The 19,674-nt window shown below is 72.0% G+C and carries 21 protein-coding genes; 20 read left to right on the top strand and 1 reads right to left on the bottom strand.

Annotated features, from left to right (window positions below):
• Nucleotides 1–12 precede the first annotated feature (12 nt).
• The 15 genes from AC1DE0_RS14335 to AC1DE0_RS14265 all read left to right on the top strand — a co-directional run bounded on the left by AC1DE0_RS14335 (nt 13) and on the right by AC1DE0_RS14265 (nt 13,704).
• A complete protein-coding gene (locus tag AC1DE0_RS14335; protein WP_478101769.1) occupies nt 13–915 on the top strand; it encodes a dihydroorotate dehydrogenase electron transfer subunit in 903 nt (300 codons plus the stop codon).
• The gene (locus tag AC1DE0_RS14330) at nt 915–1,865 is read left to right on the top strand and encodes a dihydroorotate dehydrogenase (RefSeq protein WP_478101644.1); all 951 of its coding nucleotides are present in this window, start codon (nt 915–917) and stop codon (nt 1,863–1,865) included. The genes AC1DE0_RS14335 and AC1DE0_RS14330 overlap by 1 nt, the downstream gene beginning before the upstream one ends.
• Before the next feature lie 47 nt (nt 1,866–1,912).
• Nucleotides 1,913–2,755, top strand: a complete 843-nt coding sequence (gene pyrF / locus AC1DE0_RS14325) for an orotidine-5'-phosphate decarboxylase (RefSeq protein WP_478101642.1) — start codon at nt 1,913–1,915, stop codon at nt 2,753–2,755.
• A gap of 66 nt (nt 2,756–2,821) precedes the next feature.
• Complete coding sequence (locus AC1DE0_RS14320; RefSeq protein WP_478101640.1) at nt 2,822–3,274, top strand: hypothetical protein; 453 nt, start codon at nt 2,822–2,824, stop codon at nt 3,272–3,274.
• A 54-nt stretch (nt 3,275–3,328) separates the two neighbouring features.
• On the top strand, nt 3,329–3,715 hold the full coding sequence (locus tag AC1DE0_RS14315; RefSeq protein ID WP_478101638.1) for a hypothetical protein: 387 nt from the start codon (nt 3,329–3,331) through the stop codon (nt 3,713–3,715).
• A gap of 135 nt (nt 3,716–3,850) precedes the next feature.
• On the top strand, nt 3,851–4,168 hold the full coding sequence (gene mihF / locus AC1DE0_RS14310) for an integration host factor, actinobacterial type (protein ID WP_386052696.1): 318 nt from the start codon (nt 3,851–3,853) through the stop codon (nt 4,166–4,168).
• Nucleotides 4,168–4,812 (top strand): guanylate kinase, encoded by a 645-nt coding sequence (gmk, locus tag AC1DE0_RS14305; RefSeq protein WP_478101635.1) that lies wholly within the window; start codon nt 4,168–4,170, stop codon nt 4,810–4,812. Before mihF ends, gmk begins: the two co-directional genes overlap by 1 nt.
• Before the next feature lie 100 nt (nt 4,813–4,912).
• Nucleotides 4,913–5,176, top strand: coding sequence for a DNA-directed RNA polymerase subunit omega (gene rpoZ / locus AC1DE0_RS14300; RefSeq protein WP_478101633.1), 264 nt, complete (start codon nt 4,913–4,915; stop codon nt 5,174–5,176).
• 26 nt (nt 5,177–5,202) lie between these two features.
• A complete protein-coding gene (gene coaBC, locus AC1DE0_RS14295; RefSeq protein WP_478101767.1) occupies nt 5,203–6,471 on the top strand; it encodes a bifunctional phosphopantothenoylcysteine decarboxylase/phosphopantothenate--cysteine ligase CoaBC in 1,269 nt (422 codons plus the stop codon).
• Between the two features lie 81 nt (nt 6,472–6,552).
• On the top strand, nt 6,553–7,776 hold the full coding sequence (gene metK, locus AC1DE0_RS14290; RefSeq protein ID WP_478101631.1) for a methionine adenosyltransferase: 1,224 nt from the start codon (nt 6,553–6,555) through the stop codon (nt 7,774–7,776).
• 16 nt (nt 7,777–7,792) lie between these two features.
• On the top strand, nt 7,793–9,826 hold the full coding sequence (locus AC1DE0_RS14285) for a primosomal protein N' (protein WP_478101629.1): 2,034 nt from the start codon (nt 7,793–7,795) through the stop codon (nt 9,824–9,826).
• A gap of 63 nt (nt 9,827–9,889) precedes the next feature.
• Entirely contained in the window at nt 9,890–11,197 is a 1,308-nt protein-coding gene (locus tag AC1DE0_RS14280) for a saccharopine dehydrogenase family protein (protein ID WP_478101627.1), read from the top strand.
• Between the two features lie 239 nt (nt 11,198–11,436).
• Nucleotides 11,437–11,742, top strand: a complete 306-nt coding sequence (locus AC1DE0_RS14275) for a dihydrofolate reductase family protein (protein ID WP_478101625.1) — start codon at nt 11,437–11,439, stop codon at nt 11,740–11,742.
• Nucleotides 11,743–11,803: 61 nt separating this feature from the next.
• Nucleotides 11,804–12,361, top strand: coding sequence for an ArsR/SmtB family transcription factor (locus AC1DE0_RS14270; protein ID WP_478101623.1), 558 nt, complete (start codon nt 11,804–11,806; stop codon nt 12,359–12,361).
• The gene (locus AC1DE0_RS14265) at nt 12,358–13,704 is read left to right on the top strand and encodes an MFS transporter (RefSeq protein ID WP_478101621.1); all 1,347 of its coding nucleotides are present in this window, start codon (nt 12,358–12,360) and stop codon (nt 13,702–13,704) included. The genes AC1DE0_RS14270 and AC1DE0_RS14265 overlap by 4 nt, the downstream gene beginning before the upstream one ends.
• A 12-nt stretch (nt 13,705–13,716) precedes the next feature.
• Here AC1DE0_RS14265 and AC1DE0_RS14260 read toward each other — a convergent pair whose 3' ends face one another.
• Nucleotides 13,717–14,586, bottom strand: coding sequence for a hypothetical protein (locus AC1DE0_RS14260; RefSeq protein WP_478101619.1), 870 nt, complete (start codon nt 14,584–14,586; stop codon nt 13,717–13,719).
• Nucleotides 14,587–14,841: 255 nt separating this feature from the next.
• On the opposite strand from AC1DE0_RS14260, the gene def reads away from it, so the two are divergent.
• From def to AC1DE0_RS14235, 5 genes are all read left to right on the top strand, one after another.
• On the top strand, nt 14,842–15,387 hold the full coding sequence (gene def, locus AC1DE0_RS14255; RefSeq protein WP_478101617.1) for a peptide deformylase: 546 nt from the start codon (nt 14,842–14,844) through the stop codon (nt 15,385–15,387).
• A 1-nt stretch (nt 15,388) separates the two neighbouring features.
• Complete coding sequence (fmt, locus tag AC1DE0_RS14250; RefSeq protein WP_478101615.1) at nt 15,389–16,336, top strand: methionyl-tRNA formyltransferase; 948 nt, start codon at nt 15,389–15,391, stop codon at nt 16,334–16,336.
• Nucleotides 16,329–17,909 carry an RsmB/NOP family class I SAM-dependent RNA methyltransferase gene (locus tag AC1DE0_RS14245; protein WP_478101613.1) on the top strand — a complete coding sequence of 527 codons (1,581 nt, stop codon included), beginning with the start codon at nt 16,329–16,331 and terminating at the stop codon, nt 17,907–17,909. Before fmt ends, AC1DE0_RS14245 begins: the two co-directional genes overlap by 8 nt.
• Nucleotides 17,910–18,142: 233 nt before the next feature.
• Entirely contained in the window at nt 18,143–18,904 is a 762-nt protein-coding gene (locus AC1DE0_RS14240; RefSeq protein ID WP_478101765.1) for a class I SAM-dependent DNA methyltransferase, read from the top strand.
• A 161-nt stretch (nt 18,905–19,065) separates the two neighbouring features.
• Nucleotides 19,066–19,653 (top strand): DoxX family membrane protein, encoded by a 588-nt coding sequence (locus tag AC1DE0_RS14235; RefSeq protein ID WP_478101611.1) that lies wholly within the window; start codon nt 19,066–19,068, stop codon nt 19,651–19,653.
• Nucleotides 19,654–19,674 lie beyond the last annotated feature (21 nt).

Here is a 19,674-nt window from a genome sequence, read left to right as displayed (position 1 = left end):
GTGACCAATCCGGTGACCACACCCGCGACGGACCGGAACCTGCGCGCCCGGGTGACCCAGGAGGTCGCGGAGGTCATCGCCACCCGCCGGGTGGGCGCCTACCAGCACCTCACGCTCGTCGCCCCGGGGGTCGCCGAGCTGGCCCGCCCCGGACAGTTCGTCGCGCTCGCCGTCGGTGGCGAGTCCTCGGGCAACCTGCTGCGCCGCTCGTTCTCGATCCACAAGGTGAGCCCGAGCGGCACCTACGGCGGCACCGTCGAGATCGTCGTCTCCGCCGTCGGGGCGGGCACCCGCTGGATCGTCGAGCGGGCACCGCACGACTCGATCGACGTCGTCGGACCCCTCGGCAAGGCGTTCCCGCTGCCCACCGACCCGGTCGCGTGCGTGCTCGTCGGCGGCGGCTACGGCAGCGCCCCGTTGTTCTGGCTCGCGGGCGAGCTGCGCGAGCGCGGCTGCCACGTCGAGATGGTGCTCGGCGCTGCGAGCGAGGACCGCCTCTTCGGCGTGGTCGAGGCCCGGCGCAGCTGTGACGGTGTCACCGTCACCACCGACGACGGGTCGGCCGGCCAGCAGGGCTGGGTCAGCGACGTGCTGCCCGACATCATCGACCGCACCAAGGCGGCCGTCGTCTACGGCTGCGGCCCCATGGGCATGCTCGAGTCGATCACCAGGGTCGCCGAGGCCAACGACGCCGTGGCCCAGGTGGCCGTCGAGGAGTCGATGGCCTGCGGCATCGGTGTCTGCATGACTTGCGTCATGCCCGTGGTGGGCTCCGACGGGCGTACGCGCATGGTGCGCTCGTGCGTCGAGGGCCCGGTCTTCCGAGGTGACCGCGTCAGGTGGGATGCCTTCGACGGCGGCCACGCCCGGGTCCCGGACGATGCCGTCGGAGCCCCGAAGGTGAGTGCCCGCTGATGGTCGACCTCTCCGTGGACCTCGGTGGCGGCCACCGCCTGCCCAACCCCCTGATGACCGCGTCGGGCTGCGCCGCGAACGGCAAGGAGCTGCACCGCTTCTTCGACGTCTCCGACCTCGGCGCGTTCGTGACGAAGTCGGTCATGGCCGACCCGCGCTCGGGCCGCGGCACGCCGCGCATGGCCGAGACCCCGTCGGGCATGCTCAACTCCATCGGCCTGCAGGGCCCCGGCATCGAGGCGTTCGTCGACGAGGACCTGCCCTGGCTGAAGTCCGTCGGCGCCCGCGTGCTGCCGTCCATCGCGGGCAGCTCGAGCACCGAGTACGCCCACGTGGCGGCGACCCTGCGGGCGAGCCGGGCCTTCGACGCCGTCGTCGGTGTCGAGGTCAACATCTCGTGCCCCAACGTCGCCAACCGCGGCCTCGTCTTCGCCTGCGACCCGATGGCCTCGGCCAAGGTCATCGCCCTGGTGCGCGAGCAGCTCCCGCGAGACATCCCGGTCTTCGCCAAGCTGAGCCCCGACGTCACCGACATCACGGCGATCGCGGCGGCCTGCGTCAAGGCCGGTGCCGACGGCCTGACGATGATCAACACCCTGCTGGGCATGGTCATCGACACCGACCGCATGCGCCCGCAGCTCGGTGGCGTCACCGGCGGCCTGTCGGGCCCCGGCATCAGGCCGGTCGCCGTCCGGGCCATCTGGCAGGTGCGCCAGGCGATGTTCGAGGGCCGCATCCCCACCGTGCCAATCATCGGCGTCGGGGGAGTGCGCACCGGCCGCGACGCCCTGGAGCTCGTCGCCGCCGGGGCGAGCGCGATCCAGGTCGGCACCGTGGTCTTCAACGACCCGTCCGCGCCGGTCCGGGTGCTGCGCGAGCTGTGCGAGCTGCTCGAGGCCAGGGGCTTCGACCGGTTCACCGACGCCGTCGCCGTCGCCCACGACCGGTGACGGCAGCCCGTTCGCCCCACCCACGACCGCTGAGCGGAGACCGACCCATGACGCAGCCCTTCGGAGCGCTCCTGCACGACGCCATGCGAGCCCACGGGCCCCTCTGTGCGGGCATCGACCCGCACCGCGGGCTCGTGGAGTCGTGGGGGCTGACCTACGACGTGCGGGGCCTCGAGCGCTTCGCCCTGACCTGCGTCGAGGCCTTCGCCGGCCGCGTCGCGGCGGTGAAGCCCCAGTCGGCCTTCTTCGAGGTGTTCGGCAGCCGGGGTGTCGCCGTGCTCGAGCGGGTGCTCACCGACCTGCGCGAGGCCGACACGCTCACGATCCTCGACGCGAAGCGCGGCGACATCGGGTCGACCATGACGGCATACGCGGAGGCCTTTCTCGGCGCCGACGCCGTCGCACCCCCCGACGCCCTGACGGTCAGCCCCTACCTCGGCTACGAGTCGCTTCGACCCGCGATCGACCTCGCCGACCGGACCGGCCGCGGGCTCTTCGTGCTCGCACTCACCTCGAACCCGGAGGGGGCGAGCGTGCAGCACGCCGTTCGGGACGGCGAGTCCGTCGCGGCGTCGATCGTGCACGGAGCGGGCCGTGACAACGCCCCCGMCCGCGCCCGTGGTGAGCTCGGGAGCGTCGGCCTCGTCATCGGGGCCACGGTGGGCACCGCGGTGCAGGACCTCGACCTCGACCTCGTCGGTGCGGCCACGCCCGTGCTGGCCCCGGGTTTCGGTGCCCAGGGTGGCACCGTCGCGTCGCTCGGCTCGACCTTCGGTGCTGCCCGCGGTCAGGTGCTCGCGGCCTCGAGCCGAGAGATCCTCGGCGCCGGCCCCGAGCCTCGCCACCTCGTGGCGCAGACCGAGCGGGTGGCCGACACGTTGCGGGGCTGACCCAGCCGGCTCAGGGCAGGACTCCGCCTCGGTCTGCTCGGGTATGAATCCAGTGTGACTCACACGATGTCCCTTCGCCGAACCCTCGCCGTCTCTGCCGTCGCGGCGGTGGTCCCGCTCGCCGGCGCCTGCGCCTCCGGCAGCGCTCCGCCGGCGACCACCGGCGGTGGGTCGTCGTCCAGCGCGACGGCGGCCACGTCGGTCACAGCAGCTACGTCGGCCTCGGGGGAGGCGGCGGCCTACTGCGACGCCCTCAGGAGCGGTCAGAAGGACCTCGAGTCGATGTCGGCGAAGATCACCGACAAGGCGGCCCTCGAGCAGGGGCTCGGTGTCCTGGAGAAGATCCGGGCCGCAGCGCCCGCCGAGGTGAAGTCGTCCTGGGGTGACTTCGTCGACTTCGTGAAGACGGCAGCCGCCGGCAACACGAGCGCCATGGCCGGAGCGCTGGAGAAGATGCAGGCCGCCAGCACGAAGATCGCGACGCACGCCAAGTCGACCTGCAACATCGACCTGTCCTGACCCGGCAGCCCTGACACCCCTTCGCCAGAAGCCGACAACCCCTACGGTGTGCCCATGCGAACGACCGGCAACAGGACCGCACGGCCGGTCGTGGCTGCCCTGCTCCTGGCGTCAACCGTCCTCGGGGCGTGCTCGTCGTCGTCCACCTGGCGCTACTGCGACGCCCTGGCCTCGGCCCAGACGGAGTGGAAGGACGCCGGCGCCTCGCTCGCCGACCCGGCTGCCGCCACCAGGTTCCTGCGCACCGTCACGAGCATCGAGCAGGAGGCACCCGACGAGGTTCGGCAGGACTGGCAGGCACTGCACACCCTCTTCGCGAAGTTCACGGTGGCGCACCCCGACCTCGGTGCGCTGACCAAGCAGCTGGAGGGGTTCGAGAGCTCCGCCAAACGCATCGAGACGCACGCTCGCGAGACGTGCGGCGTCGATCTCGGGAGCTAGCCCGCCCGGTCGCCCCGCCCCCGCGTTGCGGCACGCACCGGCAGATCGCTAGGTTCGGGCGGAGACAACACGCGAGACGTGATGAACGGCGGGGGCGCAAGGGCATCCCCGCAGGCAGCGAGGAGACCGAAGACCGTGGCGCTACCACCGCTCACCCCCGAGCAAAGGGCCGCAGCACTCGAGAAGGCTGCCGCCGCACGACGGGAGCGGGCCGCGGTCAAGAACCGGCTCAAGTACTCCAGCGGCTCGCTCGCCGAGGTGCTCGAGGACGGCAAGGCCGACGCGGTCATCGGCAAGATGAAGGTCACCGAGCTGCTCGAGTCCATGCCCGGCGTCGGCCGCGTGCGCGCGAGAGCGATCATGGCCGAGGTGGGCATCGCCGAGTCGCGCCGGGTGCGTGGCCTCGGGGCCAACCAGGTCGCTGCGCTGCTGCGCCGCTTCGAGAAGCCGTGATGTCGACTGAGCCGACCCCGGGGCCCACACGTCACGACGCGGCCGAACGCACCGAGCGGCCGGAGCAGACCGAGCGCCCGCGCGGCCGTCTGACCGTGCTGGCCGGCCCGACCGCCGTCGGCAAGGGCACCATCGCCGAGTACGTGCGCACGCACTTCCCCGGCGTCGCCTTCTCGGTGTCGATGACGACCCGCCGTCCGCGCCCCGGCGAGGTCGACGGCGTCCACTACCACTTCGTCGACGACCACGAGTTCGACCGGCTCGTCGAGGCGGGGCAGTTCCTCGAGCATGCCGTCGTGCACGGGGCCGCCAAGTACGGCACGCCGCGCGGACCCGTCGAGCGCGTCATCCGGGAGGGCCGCGACGCACTCCTCGAGATCGACCTGCAGGGTGCGCGGCAGGTGCGCGAGACCTGGCCCGACGCGCTCTTCGTCTTCCTCGCCCCGCCGAGCTGGGACGAGCTCGTCCGCCGGCTCGTCGGTCGAGGCACCGAGGACGAGGCCGAGCGGGAGCGCCGGCTCACCACCGCCACCGCCGAGATGGCCGCGCAGAGCGAGTTCGACGAGGTCGTCGTGAACGACGATGTTCGTCGTGCCAGCGAAGAACTCGTATCATTGATGAGATCGGGACGCGCCGAGAGGTGAGTCCCGACGTGATGTGTGCCGTGCGGCGGGTCGCCACCGCGCCCCGCCCGGCCGCGCAGCACGCACCAGAGACCGCTCAAACCAACGAAACGAGATCACTGTGTCCGGTACCCAGGCTGCTCCCATCGGCATCACCAACCCGCCGATCGACGACCTCCTGACCGCCGCCGACTCGAAGTACGCGCTCGTCATCTACTCCGCGAAGCGCGCCCGCCAGATCAACGCGTACTACTCGCAGCTGCAGGAGGGCCTGCTCGACTACGTCGGCCCGCTCGTCGAGACCGAGGTCCACGAGAAGCCGATGTCGATCGCGCTGCGCGAGATCAACGAGGGCCTGCTCACCTCCGAGCCGACCGAGGCCTGAGCCCCCAGGGCCGGCCGGTGCCGCAGATGCGTGTCGTCCTCGGGGTGAGCGGCGGGATCGCCGCCTACAAGGCAGCCTCCCTGCTGCGCCTGTTCACCGAGAACGGCCACGACGTCACCGTGGTGCCCACCGCGGCGGCGCTCCACTTCGTGGGAGCGCCGACGTGGTCCGCCCTGTCGGGCAAGCCGGTCAGCACCGAGGTCTGGACCTCGGTGCACGAGGTTCCGCACGTGCGTATCGGCCAGTCGGCTGACCTCGTCGTGGTGGCGCCGGCGACGGCCGACCTGCTGGCCAAGGCCGCGCACGGTCTCGCCGACGACCTCCTCACCAACACCCTGCTCACCGCGCGGTGCGCGGTCGCGTTCGCGCCGGCCATGCACACCGAGATGTGGGAGCACCCGGCGACCCAGGCCAACGTCGCCACCCTGCGGGCCCGTGGCGCCCACGTCATCGAGCCGGCTGTGGGCCGGCTGACCGGCAAGGACACCGGCTCGGGCCGCCTGCCCGAGCCCGAGCAGCTGTATGCCGCCTGCCTCGCCATCGTCGAGCGCGCGGGTGGCGTCGTGGTGAGCTCGCCGGGCGCTGACGCCGAGGCCGTCGGTTCGGCCGTGCAGGACCTCGAGGGGCGGCGGGTGGTCGTCTCGGCCGGTGGCACGCGCGAGCCCCTCGACCCGGTCCGCTACCTCGGCAACCGTTCGTCGGGCAAGCAGGGCATCGCCATCGCCCGCGCCGCTGCAGAGCGCGGGGCCAAGGTCACGCTCGTGGCCGCCAACGTCTCGCTGGCCGTGCCCGACGGCATCGACGTCGTGCCCGTCGAGACGACGCTCGAGCTGCAGCGGGCCGTCGACGCGGCGGCCGACGGGGCCGACGTCGTGGTCATGGCGGCAGCGCCCGCAGACTTCCGCCCCGCCACCGTGAGCGGCAGCAAGATCAAGAAGTCGTCCGACCCCGACACCGGTCTGCGGGTCGAGCTCGTGGAGAACCCCGACATCGTCAAGGGCCTGGTGGCCGCCCGCGCCGAGCGCGGCTCGCGGACGCCGTTCATCGTCTCGTTCGCTGCCGAGACCGGCGACGCCGACGGCTCCGTCATGGACCACGCTCGAGCCAAGTTCGCGCGCAAGGGCAGCGACCTGCAGGTCGTCAACGAGGTCGGACCCGACCTGACGTTCGGCAAGGACGTCACGACCGTCCACCTGCTGCGGCGCGGCAGCGACGAGGTCACGACGGTGGGTCCGGCCACCAAGGACGCCGTCGCCGACGCCCTCTGGGACGCCATCTCGACGTCACTGGGCTGAGCACTAGACTCTCACCCCAAATGCGGCTGCGCCACCAGCGCACGACGCCAACCACCCACGCACCCGAGCCAGGGAGAGCAAGTGTCCGCACGTCTGTTCACGTCCGAGTCCGTCACCGAGGGTCACCCCGACAAGATCTGTGACCAGATCAGCGACTCGATCCTCGATGCCCTGCTGACGGAGGACAGCCACGCGCGCGTCGCCGTGGAGACGCTCGTGACCACCGGCCTCGTGCACGTCGCGGGCGAGGTGTCGACGACGGGCTACGTCGAGATCCCCAAGCTGGTGCGCCAGACGATCCTCGACGTGGGCTACGACGGTTCGCAGAAGGGCTTCGACGGGCGTACGTGCGGGGTCTCCATCTCCATCGGTGCGCAGTCGCCCGACATCGCACAGGGCGTCGACACGGCCCACGAGCACCGCACCGGGGCCGACGAGGACCAGTTCGACAAGCAGGGCGCCGGCGACCAGGGCCTGATGTTCGGCTACGCGTGCGACGACACCGCCGAGCTCATGCCGCTGCCGATCTTCCTCGCGCATCGCCTGTCGGAGCGCCTGACGCAGGTGCGCAAGAGCGAGGAGCTCGCCTACCTGCGCCCCGACGGCAAGACCCAGGTCACGATCGCCTACGAGGGCGACCGCGCCGTCAAGCTCGACACGGTCGTGCTGTCCACGCAGCACGCGCCCGACGTGTCGCTCGACGGCATGCTCGAGCCCGACATCAAGGCGCACGTCATCGATCCCGTCCTGGCCGAGCTGCGCGAGAGCGGCACCGACCTCGACGTCAGCTCCTACCGTGCGCTGATCAACCCCACCGGTCGTTTCGAGATCGGCGGGCCCATGGGTGACGCCGGCCTCACCGGCCGCAAGATCATCGTCGACACCTACGGCGGCATGGCCCGCCACGGTGGTGGCGCGTTCTCCGGCAAGGACCCCAGCAAGGTCGACCGTTCGGCCGCGTACGCCATGCGCTGGGTCGCGAAGAACATCGTCGCCGCGGGCCTCGCCCGGCGTTGCGAGGTCCAGGTCGCGTACGCCATCGGCAAGGCGCAGCCGGTCGGCCTCTACGTCGAGACGTTCGGCACCGAGACCGTGCCGGTCGACTCGATCCAGGCGGCGATCACGTCGGTCTTCGACCTGCGCCCGGCCGCCATCGTCGAGGCCCTCGACCTGCTGCGCCCGATCTACAAGCCGACCGCCGCCTACGGCCACTTCGGCCGCACCAAGGCCGACGGCGTCGAGAACCCCTTCACGTGGGAGCGCACCGACCGCGTGGAGGCCCTGCGGGCCGCCGTCGCCGGCTGAGGCTAGGGTCGCCCCCGTGGGGGACGACGACGAGACGACCCAGCGACCGGCCCTGGGGCCGGTCGCTGCCGTCGTGGTGGAGACCCCGCTCGCCCACCTCGACCGTGTCTTCGAGTACTCCGTGCCCGCCGAGCTCGATGCCGATGCCGTGCCCGGAGCGCGGGTGCGCGTGCGCTTCTCCGGTCGCGAGCTCGACGGCTTCGTCGTCGAGCGCCGTGACGCGCCGCAGCACGACGGACGCCTCACGCCGCTGCGCCGCGTCGTCAGCCCCGAGGCGGTCCTGACCCCCGAGGTGCTGGCCCTCTCGCGCGCCGTCGCCGATCGCTATGCCGGCACGCTGAGCGACGTCCTGCGCCTGGCCGTGCCGAAGCGTCACGCCACGGCCGAGAAGGCGCTCGCCCTCGACTGTCCACCGCAGGAGCCGGTGCCGGCCCCCGACCCCGGCGCCTGGGTCGGCTATCCCGCCGGTCCCGCCTGGCTGCGCCGTCTCGCGGCTGGTGAGGGCCCTGCCGCGGCCTGGAGCGCCCTGCCCGGCCGGTCCGGTGACGCCGACTGGCCGGCCGCGCTCGCGGTCGCCGCCGCGACCGCCCTCTCGAGCGGGCGCGGTGCCCTCCTCGTCGTGCCCGACCATCGCGACGTCGACCGGCTCGATGCCGCGCTCACGACACTGCTCGGCAAGGGTCGGCATGTCCGGCTCACGGCCGACCAGGGGCCGCAGGCGCGCTACACCGCCTGGCTCAAGGTGCTCCGCGGCCACGTCAAGGTCGTCATCGGCACCAGGGCCGCGGCGTTCGCGCCGGTGCACGACCTCGGCCTCGTCGCCTGCTGGGACGACGGCGACGACCTGCTCGCCGAGCCGCGCGCGCCGTACCACCACGTCGGCGTCGTCCTCACGCTGCGGGCGCGGGCGACGGGCGCCGCACTGCTGACGGGTGGCTTCGGACGGAGCCTGCGCGTCCAGGTCGACGTCGAGGACGGCGCCCTGGTGCCTGTCGAGGCCGATGCGCCGACCCTGCGGTCGGCCGCGCCTCGCGTGACGATCGCCGGTGAGGGAGCCGACGAGGAACGCGACGGACCGTCGGCGCGTGCCCACATCCCGTCGCGTGCCTGGCGAGTGGCGAAGGACGCCCTCGTCGACGGACCCGTTCTCGTCCAGGTGCCCCGCCGCGGCTACCAGCCGTCGCTGAGCTGCGCCGAGTGCCGCACGCCGGTGCGGTGCACCCGGTGCCAGGGCCCGGTGGCGGTCGGGGCGTCGAGAGCCGCCCCCGCGTGTCGCTGGTGCGGGCTGGCCATCCCAGACCAGGGCTTCTCCTGCGGGCACTGCGGGTCGCGTCGCCTGCGGTCGTCGATCACCGGCGCCCGGCGAACGGCCGAGGAGATCGGCCGCGCCTTCCCCGGCTTCCCGGTGCACACCTCGGGTTCGGGCGAGGTCCTCTCGGCGGTCGGTCGCGAGTCGGCGCTCGTCATCGCGACTCCGGGGGCCGAGCCCGTGGCCGAGGGCGGCTACACGGCCGTCCTGCTCCTCGACGCCTGGGCGAGCCTGGACCTCCCGGTGCTCGACGCGCCGCTGGAGGCGCTGCGGCGCTGGATGGCCGCCGCGGCGTTGGCCCGCGAAGGTCGGGCCGTGGTGCTGTGCGGGGCACCCGAGGCCGTCGCCCTCCCCGCCGTCGAGGCCCTCGTGCGCTGGGACCCCGCCTGGCTCGCCTCCCGTGAGCTCGCCGAGCGCCGCGAGCTCGGTCTTCCACCCGCCGCTCGCGTCGCACAGCTGACCGGTGGGCGTCGCCCGCTCGAGGAGGCCCTCGAGCAGGCCGACCTCCCGAGCAGCGCGCAGGTGCTCGGGCCGGTGCCTCTCGTGGGCGCCGGGGGGCGTCGCGGGTCGGGTGACGGCGACGCCGACCGCGCCCCCGCCGACCACCACGTGCTCGTGCGGGTGCCGTCGGCCGAGACGGCAGCCCTCACGCGGGCGATGCTCGCGCTCAAGGCGTTCCGTTCGGCCCGCAAGGAGACCGACGTCGTCGCGGTGCGGGTCGACCCGCTCGACACCTTCTGACGCGAAGCGCGTCACGCTGCTGCTGTCGGCCACCGCCGTCCCTCGCGTGGCAGCATGGCGGCCATGGCTGCACGCGAGCTCGACATCGTCCTGTACGGCGCCACCGGCTTCGTCGGGGCCCTCACCGCCGAGCACCTGGCCCGCCGTGCCGGTCCCGAGATCCGGGTGGCCCTCGCCGGCCGGTCGCGGCCGAGGCTCGAGGCGCTGCGCGCTGAGCTCGGTGAACGCGCCGCGTCGTGGGAGGTCGTGGCGGTCGACGCCACCGACGCGCCCGGGCTGCGCGCCCTCGCGGCTCGCACCCGTGTGCTCGCCAGCACCGTGGGCCCCTACCTCACCTACGGCACCGAGGTCGTCCGTGCCTGCGCCGAGCAGGGCACCCACTACGCCGACCTCACGGGCGAGGTGCTCTTCGTGCGGTGGTCGCTCGACGAGGTTGACGTCCGGGCGCGCGAGACCGGGGCGGCCATCGTGCACGCGTGCGGTTTCGACTCGATCCCTTCGGACCTCGGCGTCCTCACGACGGCAGAGCAGGCGGCGGCCGACGGCCAGGGCACGCTAGCCGAGACGACGCTGCTCGTCCGGTCGATGAAGGGCGGCTTCTCGGGCGGAACCGTCGACTCGATGCGACAGCAGGCCATCACCGCCCGTGCCGACGCCTCGGCCCGTCGGGTGCTCGGTGACTCGTATGCCTTGAGCCCCCGCCGCCCAGAAGAGCCGTCGTCGGGGCGCCGGGCGCCGTCAGGGGTGCTGGGCAGGCTGCGCCGCCTGGTGCCGATCGACCGCGACCCCGGCACGGGCCGGTGGACGGGGCCCTTCGTCATGGCTTCCTTCAACACGCGCATCGTCCGGCTGTCCAACACGCTCAGCGACTGGTCCTACGGGCGCGAGCTGCGCTATCGCGAGGTGACCGACTTCGGGTCGGGCCCGATGTCGCCGCTCATGGCCGGCGGGATGGCCGTCGGTCTCGGCGGCGTCGTCGCCGGCCTGTCGTTCACACCCACACGAGCGGTCCTCGACCGGTTCCTGCCGAAGGCGGGGGAGGGGCCCGACTCCGCTGCGCGTGCCGCGGGCCGCTTCCAGATGGACATCCGTGCCACGACGACGACCGGTGCGCACTACCGCACGAGGGTCGGTGCCGACTACGACCCGGGCTACGGCGGCACGGCGATCATGTTCGGCGAGACGGCCCTGGCCCTGGCCACCGACGACGGCATCCCCCGTCGCACCGGGGTCGGCACGCCTGCGACCGCGCTCGGTGACGCCCTCACCGACAGGTTGCGCGCCCAGGGTTTCACCTTCGACGTGGCACGCGTCGACACCCACAGCAGCACCGATCCACGCACGAGTGGGCTCGTCCGAGAGGTGACATGACATGGGACGCATCGAGGTCCACGAGTTCATCTCGCTCGACGGGGTCTACGAGACCCCGAGCTGGACGGCGGAGTACCCCTTCGACCCGAAGATGGGCGAGGCCATCGGCCGCCTGACCGGGCCCGGCTCGGAGCTGCTGCTGGGGCGTCGGACGTACGAGATGTTCGGCCCCGGCGTGGTCGGCGCGCAGCGACGCCGACGACCCTGGGGCCTCCTTCTTCAACGGCGCCCGCAAGAACGTGGTCTCGACGACCCTGCGCGATCCCGACTGGAACAACTCGCGGGTCATCGGCGGCTACGACCCCGACGCGATCCGCTCGCTGCGCGACGAGGTCGAGGGGTCGCTCTACGTCAGTGGCAGCGGCACCCTCGTCCGGGCCATGCTGCGCGACGGACTCGTCGACGGGCTGCACCTGTTCGTGTTCCCCGTGGTGCTCGGGGTGGGCGAGCGACTCTTCACCGACGACGAACCGGTACGCCTGACACTCGCCGAGACGGAGGCTTATGACAGTGGCGTGGTGCATTTGGCGTACTCCCAGCCCTGAGCGGCACAACCCCCAAAGAGATGCTTGACGGTTGACGTGGCCAGGCGGCATACTCCCAAACATGTCTTTGGAGGAAGAGCGTATCAGCGAGCTGCGCGCCACCGCCCACCCGCTGCGGCTGCAGATGCTCTCGCTGCTGACCGGCGCCGAGCTGAGCGCGGCCGAGGTCGCCCGGGAGCTCGACGTCACGCAGGCCAACGCGAGCTACCACCTGCGTCTGCTCGAGGCAGCCGGGCTGCTCGAGATCGCCGGCGAGGAGACGGTGCGCGGGGGACGAGCCAAGAAGTACCGCCACCCGTGGGACGTCCCGGTCGTCCGCCCGCAGGCCGGGCACGACGACGACCGTCTTGCCTACGTGCGGGTGCTCGCCGACATGATCCCGCGTCGCTTCGCCGAGCGCGAGCAGGGCACGAGGAGCCGGTTCACCGATGCCGACCTCTGGGTCGAGCCGGACGTGTGGGAGCGGGTCACCGCCCTGGTTGACGAGGCCAGCGCGCTGCTGCACGCCTCCGCGCGACCGCCACGCACCGAGGGGACCGTGAGGGCAGCGCTGTCCATCGCCGCCTTCCGGCTCTCGGGTGAGCCGAAGTCGAAGAAGCAGCAGGAGGGGTCGCGATGAAGGTGCAGGACTCGGTCGGAGTCCTGGGCGACCGGCGGTTCGCGTGGTACTTCACCGCTCGCACCGTCTCGACCGCAGGGTCGGTCATGGTGCCGGTGGCGCTCGCGTTCGCCGTGCTGCACATCGACCAGTCGGCCGGGGCGCTCGCGCAGGTGCTCGGCGTGCGCACCCTCGCCCTCGTCGTGTTCCTCCTGGTCGGAGGCGTCGTCGCCGACCGGTTCTCGCGCATCGTCGTGCTCCAGGTGTCCCACGTGCTCACCTGCCTCACCCAGGCGCTCGCCGCGACCCTCATCATCAGCGGGCACGCCACGCTGACCCAGCTGACGGTCATCGAAGGCGTCAACGGTGCCGTGTCGGCGTTCACGATGCCGGCCATGATGGGTGTCGTCCCGCTCGTGGTCGACCGCTCGCGGCTGCAGCAGGCGAACGCGCTCCTCTCCTTCAGCCGCAGCGGGCTGTCGATCATCGGACCTGCCGTCGCCGGCCTCCTCGTCGTCGGCGTGGGGCCCGGTTGGGCTCTTGCCGCTGACGCCTTCACGTATGCCGTCGCCATCGTCTGCCTGGCCCGTGTCGGTCTCCAGCGGCGCTCGGAGGAAGGGCGTGCACGCCGGCACTCCATGGTCCGCGAGCTGCGTGAGGGCTGGGGGGAGTTCTCCAGTCGCGAGTGGCTGTGGGTCGTCGTGCTCGCCTTCGGTCTGACCAACGCCATCCACACCGGTGTCATCGGGGTGCTCGGCCCCCTCATCGCCAAGTCCAGCGAGGCGATCGGCGAGGCGGGCTGGGGTCTCGTGCTCAGCGCAGAGGCGGTGGGCACCGTGCTCATGACGGTCGTCATGCTGCGGCTACGGCTGCGCCACCCGCTCCGGGCCGGCATGATCGCGATCTGCGTGCTCGCCGTCCCGATGGTGCTCCTCGGGGTGGCCCCGGCGCTCGTGCCCGTCGCCGTCGGCTTCTTCCTCGCCGGCGCCGCGACGGAGATCTTCGGCGTGGGCTGGAACACCGCGCTGCACGAGCACGTGCCGGTCTCGGTGCTCTCGCGGGTCTCGAGCTACGACGCCCTCGGGTCGTTCGTCGCCATCCCGATCGGCACGTTCCTCTACGGCTGGCTCGCGACGACCGTCGACGTCGAGACGCTCATGGTCATCAGCGCCGTCGTCTACGTGGCGATCTCGCTCGCGGCGCTCCTGTCCGGGTCGGTCCGCGATCTCGCCCACAGCGACGCGACCGACGCGACCGGTGGCCCGGGCGCAACGGGTGGCACGGGTGGCATGGGTGGCACGGGTGGCCAGAACGTAGCGCCCGTCGCCGGCCCCGACGGTCAGGCCCTCGACGCGAGGGCCTGACCGGGCCGGGACCTATCGCGCGACCACCCCGTTGTGGGTGGCGAGCACCGTCTGGAGGGAGCGCGAGTCCGCCAGCGTGGGGTTGGAGGACGACTGGTGCGACCAGCCGTACGCGTAGTCCATCACCGGAGAGGGGACGAGACGGTCCCACTCGGCGAGCATCGCCCGCATCTGCGCGGCCGTTGGCAGCCGGTAGTATCCGCGGGCGATTTTCTGCTGTCCGAACGCCTGGTGGACGGGCACGATCGCGGCGAGGGGGATGCCCGCCCTGCGGGCGGCGGTGACCTTGTCGCGGATCTTCGTCACCGGGCAGCCCGGCGACGCGACCGAGCACGGGTAGGGGTCGATGCCGACGAGGTCGACGTGGGTCGCCGCCGGGCGGAAGGCGCTGTAGTCGGCGACGCGCGAGAGCACGATGAAGGACTTCTGGGCACCGCGGCTCTTGGCCCGGATGTAGTCCGCTCGGCTGGCGAGGGCCGCCGCAGCGCGCGGGCAGTCGGCGACGTGCGGCTCGTCCGACAGGTAGTAGCCGAACACCCTGCGGTCCGTGGCGAACCGGTCCACGGTCGCCCGGAAGGCTGCGTCAGCCGGTGTCGGGCACTTCTGGCCGAGCCACACCAGCGCCTGCACGCCGGACGGCAGGGCGGCGACGCCGGAGGCGCCGGTGTCGAAGACGTTGTAGCCGAGCGCCTTCGGGGCGGTGGCCCCGCGAAGGTTGCTGATGAAGTGTTTGGTCGTGCGGGAGACGGCCTGCCCGCTCGAGGGCGCGCCGAGCGGGACGAGCAGTGCGGTCGCGACCAGGGCGAGCAGGACGCGGCGCACCACGCTGGTGCGCGGAGCGTGGGGGAAAGGACGGGGCAGCTTCGGGCGGAGAGGGTGCATCGGGGTTCTCCGTGGTCTCTGAGGGGGTGGAGGCCGCCGGGGGGACTGCTCGGCGGCGCCACCCAGAGTGCACCCGTTCGTGTGTTTTGTGCAGTGGATGTGCCGGATTCGCCCCGTTACGTCCCGCCTGGCGCGTGGCTTGCGTCCACCATCTGGCCTACTGCGACGAGCGGGACGCCGGGGGTGGGCCGGCCAGGGCGGTGCGGGCCTAGAATCGGCGCTGCCCGCCCGACCCCGTGTGAAGGACCCGTCTCCGTGTCGATCAAGGACATCCGCCTCTTCGGTGACCCGGTGCTGCGCACCGCGGCCGCCGAGGTCGTCGACTTCGACAAGCAGCTGCGGGTGCTGGTCAAGGACCTCGAGGACACGATGCTCGATGCACCCGGCGCCGGGCTGGCAGCACCACAGATCGGCGTCGGGCTCCGCGTCTTCACCTACTGGGTCGACGGTGTGCTCGGTCATCTCGTGAACCCCGTGCTCGACCTCTCCGACGAGGAGCAGGACGGACCCGAGGGGTGCCTGTCGATCCCCGGGCTCGCGTTCGAGACGAAACGGGCCCTCACGGTCGTGGCCAAGGGGCAGAACGTGCACGGCGAGCCCGTCGTCCTCGAGGGCACCGAGCTGCTCGCGCGCTGCGTCCAGCACGAGACCGACCACCTCGACGGCATCCTCTTCGTCGACCGGCTCGACCCGGCTGCCCGCCGCGAGGCGATGCGGGCGATCCGCGAGGCCGAGTGGTTCGCCGACAACCCGCCCGAGGTGCGCATCAGCCCCCACTCCACCTTCGGCCGGGCGATGTGACATGAGAGTCGTCTTCGCAGGCACCCCCGACGCGGCGGTGCCGAGCCTCGATGCGGTCGCGGCCTCGAGCCACGAGCTCGTCGCCGTCGTCACCCGACCCGATGCGCCGTCCGGTCGCGGCCGGCGGCTCGAGCCCTCTCCTGTGCGCCTCCGGGCCGAGGGGCTCGGCGTGCCGGTGCTCACGCCGGCCCGGGTGAAGGACGCTGACTTCCTCGACACGCTGCGCGAGCTGGCCCCCGACGCCTGCCCGGTCGTGGCCTACGGCAACCTCATCCCCGCCGATGCGCTCACGATCCCCCGCCTCGGATGGGTGAACCTGCACTTCTCCCTGCTGCCGGCCTGGCGTGGTGCCGCACCCGTGCAGCGCGCGCTCATGGCCGGCGACGAGGTGACCGGTGCGTCGACGTTCGTCATCGAGCGGGGCCTCGACACCGGCCCGGTGCTCGGGGTGATGACCGAGACGATCCGACCCACGGACACCGCAGGCGACCTGCTCGGGCGGCTGTCGGTCGCCGGTGCCGGGCTGCTCGTCGCCACCCTCGACGGGCTCGAGGCGGGTGAGCTCGTGGCGCAGCCCCAGCCCTCCGATGGTGTGTCCCTCGCCCCGAAGATCGAGGTCGACGACGCCCACATCGCCTGGCAGCGCCCCGCTCTGGCGGTCGACAGGCTCGTTCGTGGCTGCACTCCCGCACCGGGGGCGTGGACGACCTTTCGCGGCGAACGTCTCAAGGTGTCTCCGGTGAGCGTGGCGTCTTCCGACGATCTACCGACGCACGAGTCCCTCTCGCCCGGTGTACTCCTCGTGACGAAGCAGGCTGTGTTCGTCGGCACCGGCACGGGGCCGGTGCGGCTGGGCCAGGTCCAGGCCCACGGCAAGAAGCTGATGGCGGCTGCCGACTGGGCCCGCGGCATGCGCATCGTCGCGGGCGAGCGAGTCGGCGATGAGTGACGACCGACTCGACGACGGCCGACCCGGCGCTCACAACGCAGGTCGTGGCGAGGGGCCAGGCCCCGGCCGAGGTGACGGCCGTCGCGGCGACCGCCAGCGACCGCAGGCCCGAGAGCGGTCGGCCGGCCACCGGTCCGAGCTGCGTCCGTCGGAACGAGCCCGGCGCACCGACCCGGCGCGGTTGGTCGCCTACACCGCGATGCGCGACGTGGCTGATGGTGGCTATGCCAACCTCGTTCTGCCGAAATTGCTGCGCGACAAGCAGATCCGCGGCCGTGACGCCGCCTTCGCAACCGAGCTCGTCTACGGAGCGACGCGACTCTCCGGGCTCTACGACTCGATCATCGCCTCGGCCGCGGGCCGGCCTGTGGCCAAGATCGACGGCAACGTGCTGGACACCCTGCGGCTCGGGGCCCACCAGCTGCTCGGCATGCGCGTCGCCACCCACGCGGCGGTCGACGAGACGGTGGCGCTCGCGCGCCAGGTCAACGGTGCCGGGGCCTCGGGCTTCGTCAACGCCGTCATGCGGCGCATCAGCGAGCGCGCGCCCGACGAGTGGGTCTCGCTCGTGACTGAGGAGATCGACGACCCCGTCGAGCGACTGGCCCTGCGCACCTCCCACCCGGTCTGGGTCGCCAAGGCGCTGCGCGCGGCGCTCATCGGGCACGGCACGGCCTCGGCTTCGACGGTCGACGTGTCGCTCACGGCGCTCCTCGAGTGCGACAACGAGCCGGCCAAGGTCTCGCTCGTCGCGCGACCCGGGCTCGCCTCGTTGGACGAGCTCGAGCACGACGGCGCACGGCGCTCCGGTCTCAGCCCCGTGGGCGCGACTCTGCCCGAGGGCGACCCGGGCGCGATCGCGGCCGTGCGCGACGGGCGGGCGGCCGTGCAGGACGAAGGCTCCCAACTGCTCGTGCTCGCCCTCGCAGCCGCAGAAGTGGAAGGTCAGGCGGCGACGCACGAGCGGTGGCTCGACCTGTGCGCCGGACCAGGCGGCAAGGCGGGACTGCTCGCCGCCCTTGCCATCGAGCGACGAGTTCCCTTCGTGGCCAACGAGATCAGCGAGCACCGGGCAGACCTTGTGTGGCAGACGCTGTCGGCTGCCAGGGCCGCCGCGCGCGACGCAGACGTCAGTCTCAAGGTGCGCGAGGGCGACGGCCGCGACCTCGGAGAGGTGGAGCCCGAGGGCTTCAGCCGGGTGCTCATCGACGCACCCTGCACCGGACTCGGTGCCCTGCGCCGCCGCCCGGAGGCGCGCTGGCGCCGCACGCCCGACGACGTCGCCGCCCTCGCCGGCCTCCAGCGAGAGCTGCTCACCTCCGGCATCGATGCCACGGCGCCCGGCGGTCTCGTCGCCTACGCGACGTGCAGCCCCCACCTCAACGAGACCCGTTTCGTCGTCGCCGACGCCGTCAAGAAGCGAGACGACATCGAGGTCATCGACGCCCGAGGCCTGTTCGTCACCGCCTCCGGGCGCCCGCTGGACGATCTCGGCGAGGGGCCGTACGTCCAGCTGTGGCCCCACCTGCACGGCACCGACGCGATGTTCTTCGCCCTGCTGCGCAAGCACTGACCGGCACAGGGCCCACTCGACGCTCGAGTGCGCATTTTCCGACGGGGTGTCGTGTCGGGAACTGGGCACTCGTGGGTCGAGTGCGCATTTTCCGACGGGGTGTCGTGTCGGGAACTGGGCACTCGTTGGTCGAGTGCCCAATGTCCAACGGGTGTCGTGTCGGTCGGCGCGTGGAAACTCCCTCGACCCGGGCACCCGTGGCTGGGCAGGGTGGGGGAGTGACGGCATACGCGATGGACGACCTCGCCCCCAGCCCCTTCGACGAGCGCGTGGCGCCGACCTACGACGCGGGGTCGGCGTACATGTTCGACCCGGCGATCCTCGGCCCCACGGTCGACGTGCTGCACGAGCTCGCCGGCGACGGACCGGCCCTCGAGCTCGCCGTGGGTACGGGGCGAGTCGCCCTGCCACTGCAGCAGCGCGGAGTCGAGGTGCATGGCATCGACTTCTCCGAGGCCATGGTCGCCGAGCTGCGGCGCAAGCCGGGCGGTGACCGCATGCCCGTGACGATCGGTGACATGGCGACCATGAGGGTCGGCAGCGGCTATCGCTTGGTCTATCTCGTCTACAACTCCATCACCAACCTGCTCTCGCAGGAGGAGCAGGTCGAATGCTTCCGCACCGCCGCTGAACAGCTCGCTCCCGGGGGCACGTTCGTCATCGAGGTGTTCGTGCCACAGTTGCGACGAATGCCCCCGGGGCAGTATGCCGTCCCCTTCCACGTGGGGGAGCGGCACGTCGGTCTGGACACCGTCGACGTCGTGACGCAGCACCTGGTCTCGCACCACTTCACGCAGGCGGGCCTGGACTCCGCCGGCCGCCGGTTCGCGACCTACGAGGCCTCGGCTCACCGCTACGTGTGGCCCTCCGAGCTCGACCTCATGGCCCGTCTCGCCGGGCTGACGTTGCGCGACCGGTGGGCCGACTGGACGCGAGCGCCGTTCACCTCCGAGTCGGACTCGCACGTGTCGGTGTGGGGCAAGCCAACCGTGTGACTAGTTTTCCTTCGGGGCGAAAGCGTCTGCCGCTCATAGGTTTTCGTTTGACTCCAGTTCCAGGAGGGTCTGGCTCGAGGTTAAGAATTGCTTGAGGTGGGGGGATCACCCTAGGGCTGTCACGCCTTGCCGGGAGGCGGCACCACCAAGGGGATGATCACGTGTTCTCGAAGCCAGCCACGTCCATGTTCCACACCGGCCTCGCGGGCCTGCGCCCGCACTCGACGGTCCGTCCCGTCGTCGCCGGCCCGGTCGGCGCGGAGAGGCGGATCGCTGCACTCGTGCACGGTTTCGAGGACCGCGCCATCGACACCCTGAAACCGCTCGTCGTCCCCCTGCTCCGTGGGGTCCTCGGCGTGCTCTTCGTCTGGTTCGGCCTGCTGAAGGTGACCAACCAGTCGCCCGTCGGTCGGCTGGTGGCTGCCACGCTGCCCTGGGCGCCGCCGTCGGTGGTCGTGCCCGTCCTCGGCGCAGCCGAGGTGCTGCTCGGGCTGGGACTCGTCGCCGGACTGCTGTTGCGCGTCGTGCTCCCGGTGATGGTCCTGCACCTCGGGGGGACCTTCCTGACGTTCGTGATGGCCCCGAATCTGCTGTTCCGTCAATCGGATCCGTTGCTGCTGACGCAGACGGGGGAGTTCGTCGTCAAGAACCTCGTGCTCATCAGCGCGGCGCTCGTGCTCATGGTGCACACCCGTCGCCGGCCCGCGGCAGCGTCACGCGCCGAGGCGGTCGGGCATTCCGGCGGTTGACGCGTGCGGCTGCACGCGGCC

This window comes from Terrabacter sp. 05T424, assembly GCF_056396225.1.
Note: the sequence above shows the minus strand (reverse complement) of the source record. Positions and strands in the feature narration are given on the sequence as shown.

Excerpts from the sequence above, each read along its gene's own strand:
- AC1DE0_RS14330 (WP_478101644.1), top strand. The coding sequence starts at position 915 with ATGGTCGACCTCTCCGTGGACCTCGGTGGCGGCCACCGCCTGCCCAAC.
- AC1DE0_RS14320 (WP_478101640.1), top strand. The coding sequence starts at position 2,822 with ATGTCCCTTCGCCGAACCCTCGCCGTCTCTGCCGTCGCGGCGGTGGTC.
- AC1DE0_RS14315 (WP_478101638.1), top strand. The coding sequence starts at position 3,329 with ATGCGAACGACCGGCAACAGGACCGCACGGCCGGTCGTGGCTGCCCTG.
- gmk (WP_478101635.1), top strand. The coding sequence starts at position 4,168 with ATGTCGACTGAGCCGACCCCGGGGCCCACACGTCACGACGCGGCCGAA.
- coaBC (WP_478101767.1), top strand. The coding sequence starts at position 5,203 with ATGCGTGTCGTCCTCGGGGTGAGCGGCGGGATCGCCGCCTACAAGGCA.
- AC1DE0_RS14280 (WP_478101627.1), top strand. The coding sequence starts at position 9,890 with ATGGCTGCACGCGAGCTCGACATCGTCCTGTACGGCGCCACCGGCTTC.
- AC1DE0_RS14270 (WP_478101623.1), top strand. The coding sequence starts at position 11,804 with ATGTCTTTGGAGGAAGAGCGTATCAGCGAGCTGCGCGCCACCGCCCAC.
- AC1DE0_RS14265 (WP_478101621.1), top strand. The coding sequence starts at position 12,358 with ATGAAGGTGCAGGACTCGGTCGGAGTCCTGGGCGACCGGCGGTTCGCG.
- AC1DE0_RS14260 (WP_478101619.1), bottom strand. The coding sequence starts at position 14,586 with ATGCACCCTCTCCGCCCGAAGCTGCCCCGTCCTTTCCCCCACGCTCCG.
- fmt (WP_478101615.1), top strand. The coding sequence starts at position 15,389 with ATGAGAGTCGTCTTCGCAGGCACCCCCGACGCGGCGGTGCCGAGCCTC.
- AC1DE0_RS14245 (WP_478101613.1), top strand. The coding sequence starts at position 16,329 with ATGAGTGACGACCGACTCGACGACGGCCGACCCGGCGCTCACAACGCA.
- AC1DE0_RS14240 (WP_478101765.1), top strand. The coding sequence starts at position 18,143 with ATGGACGACCTCGCCCCCAGCCCCTTCGACGAGCGCGTGGCGCCGACC.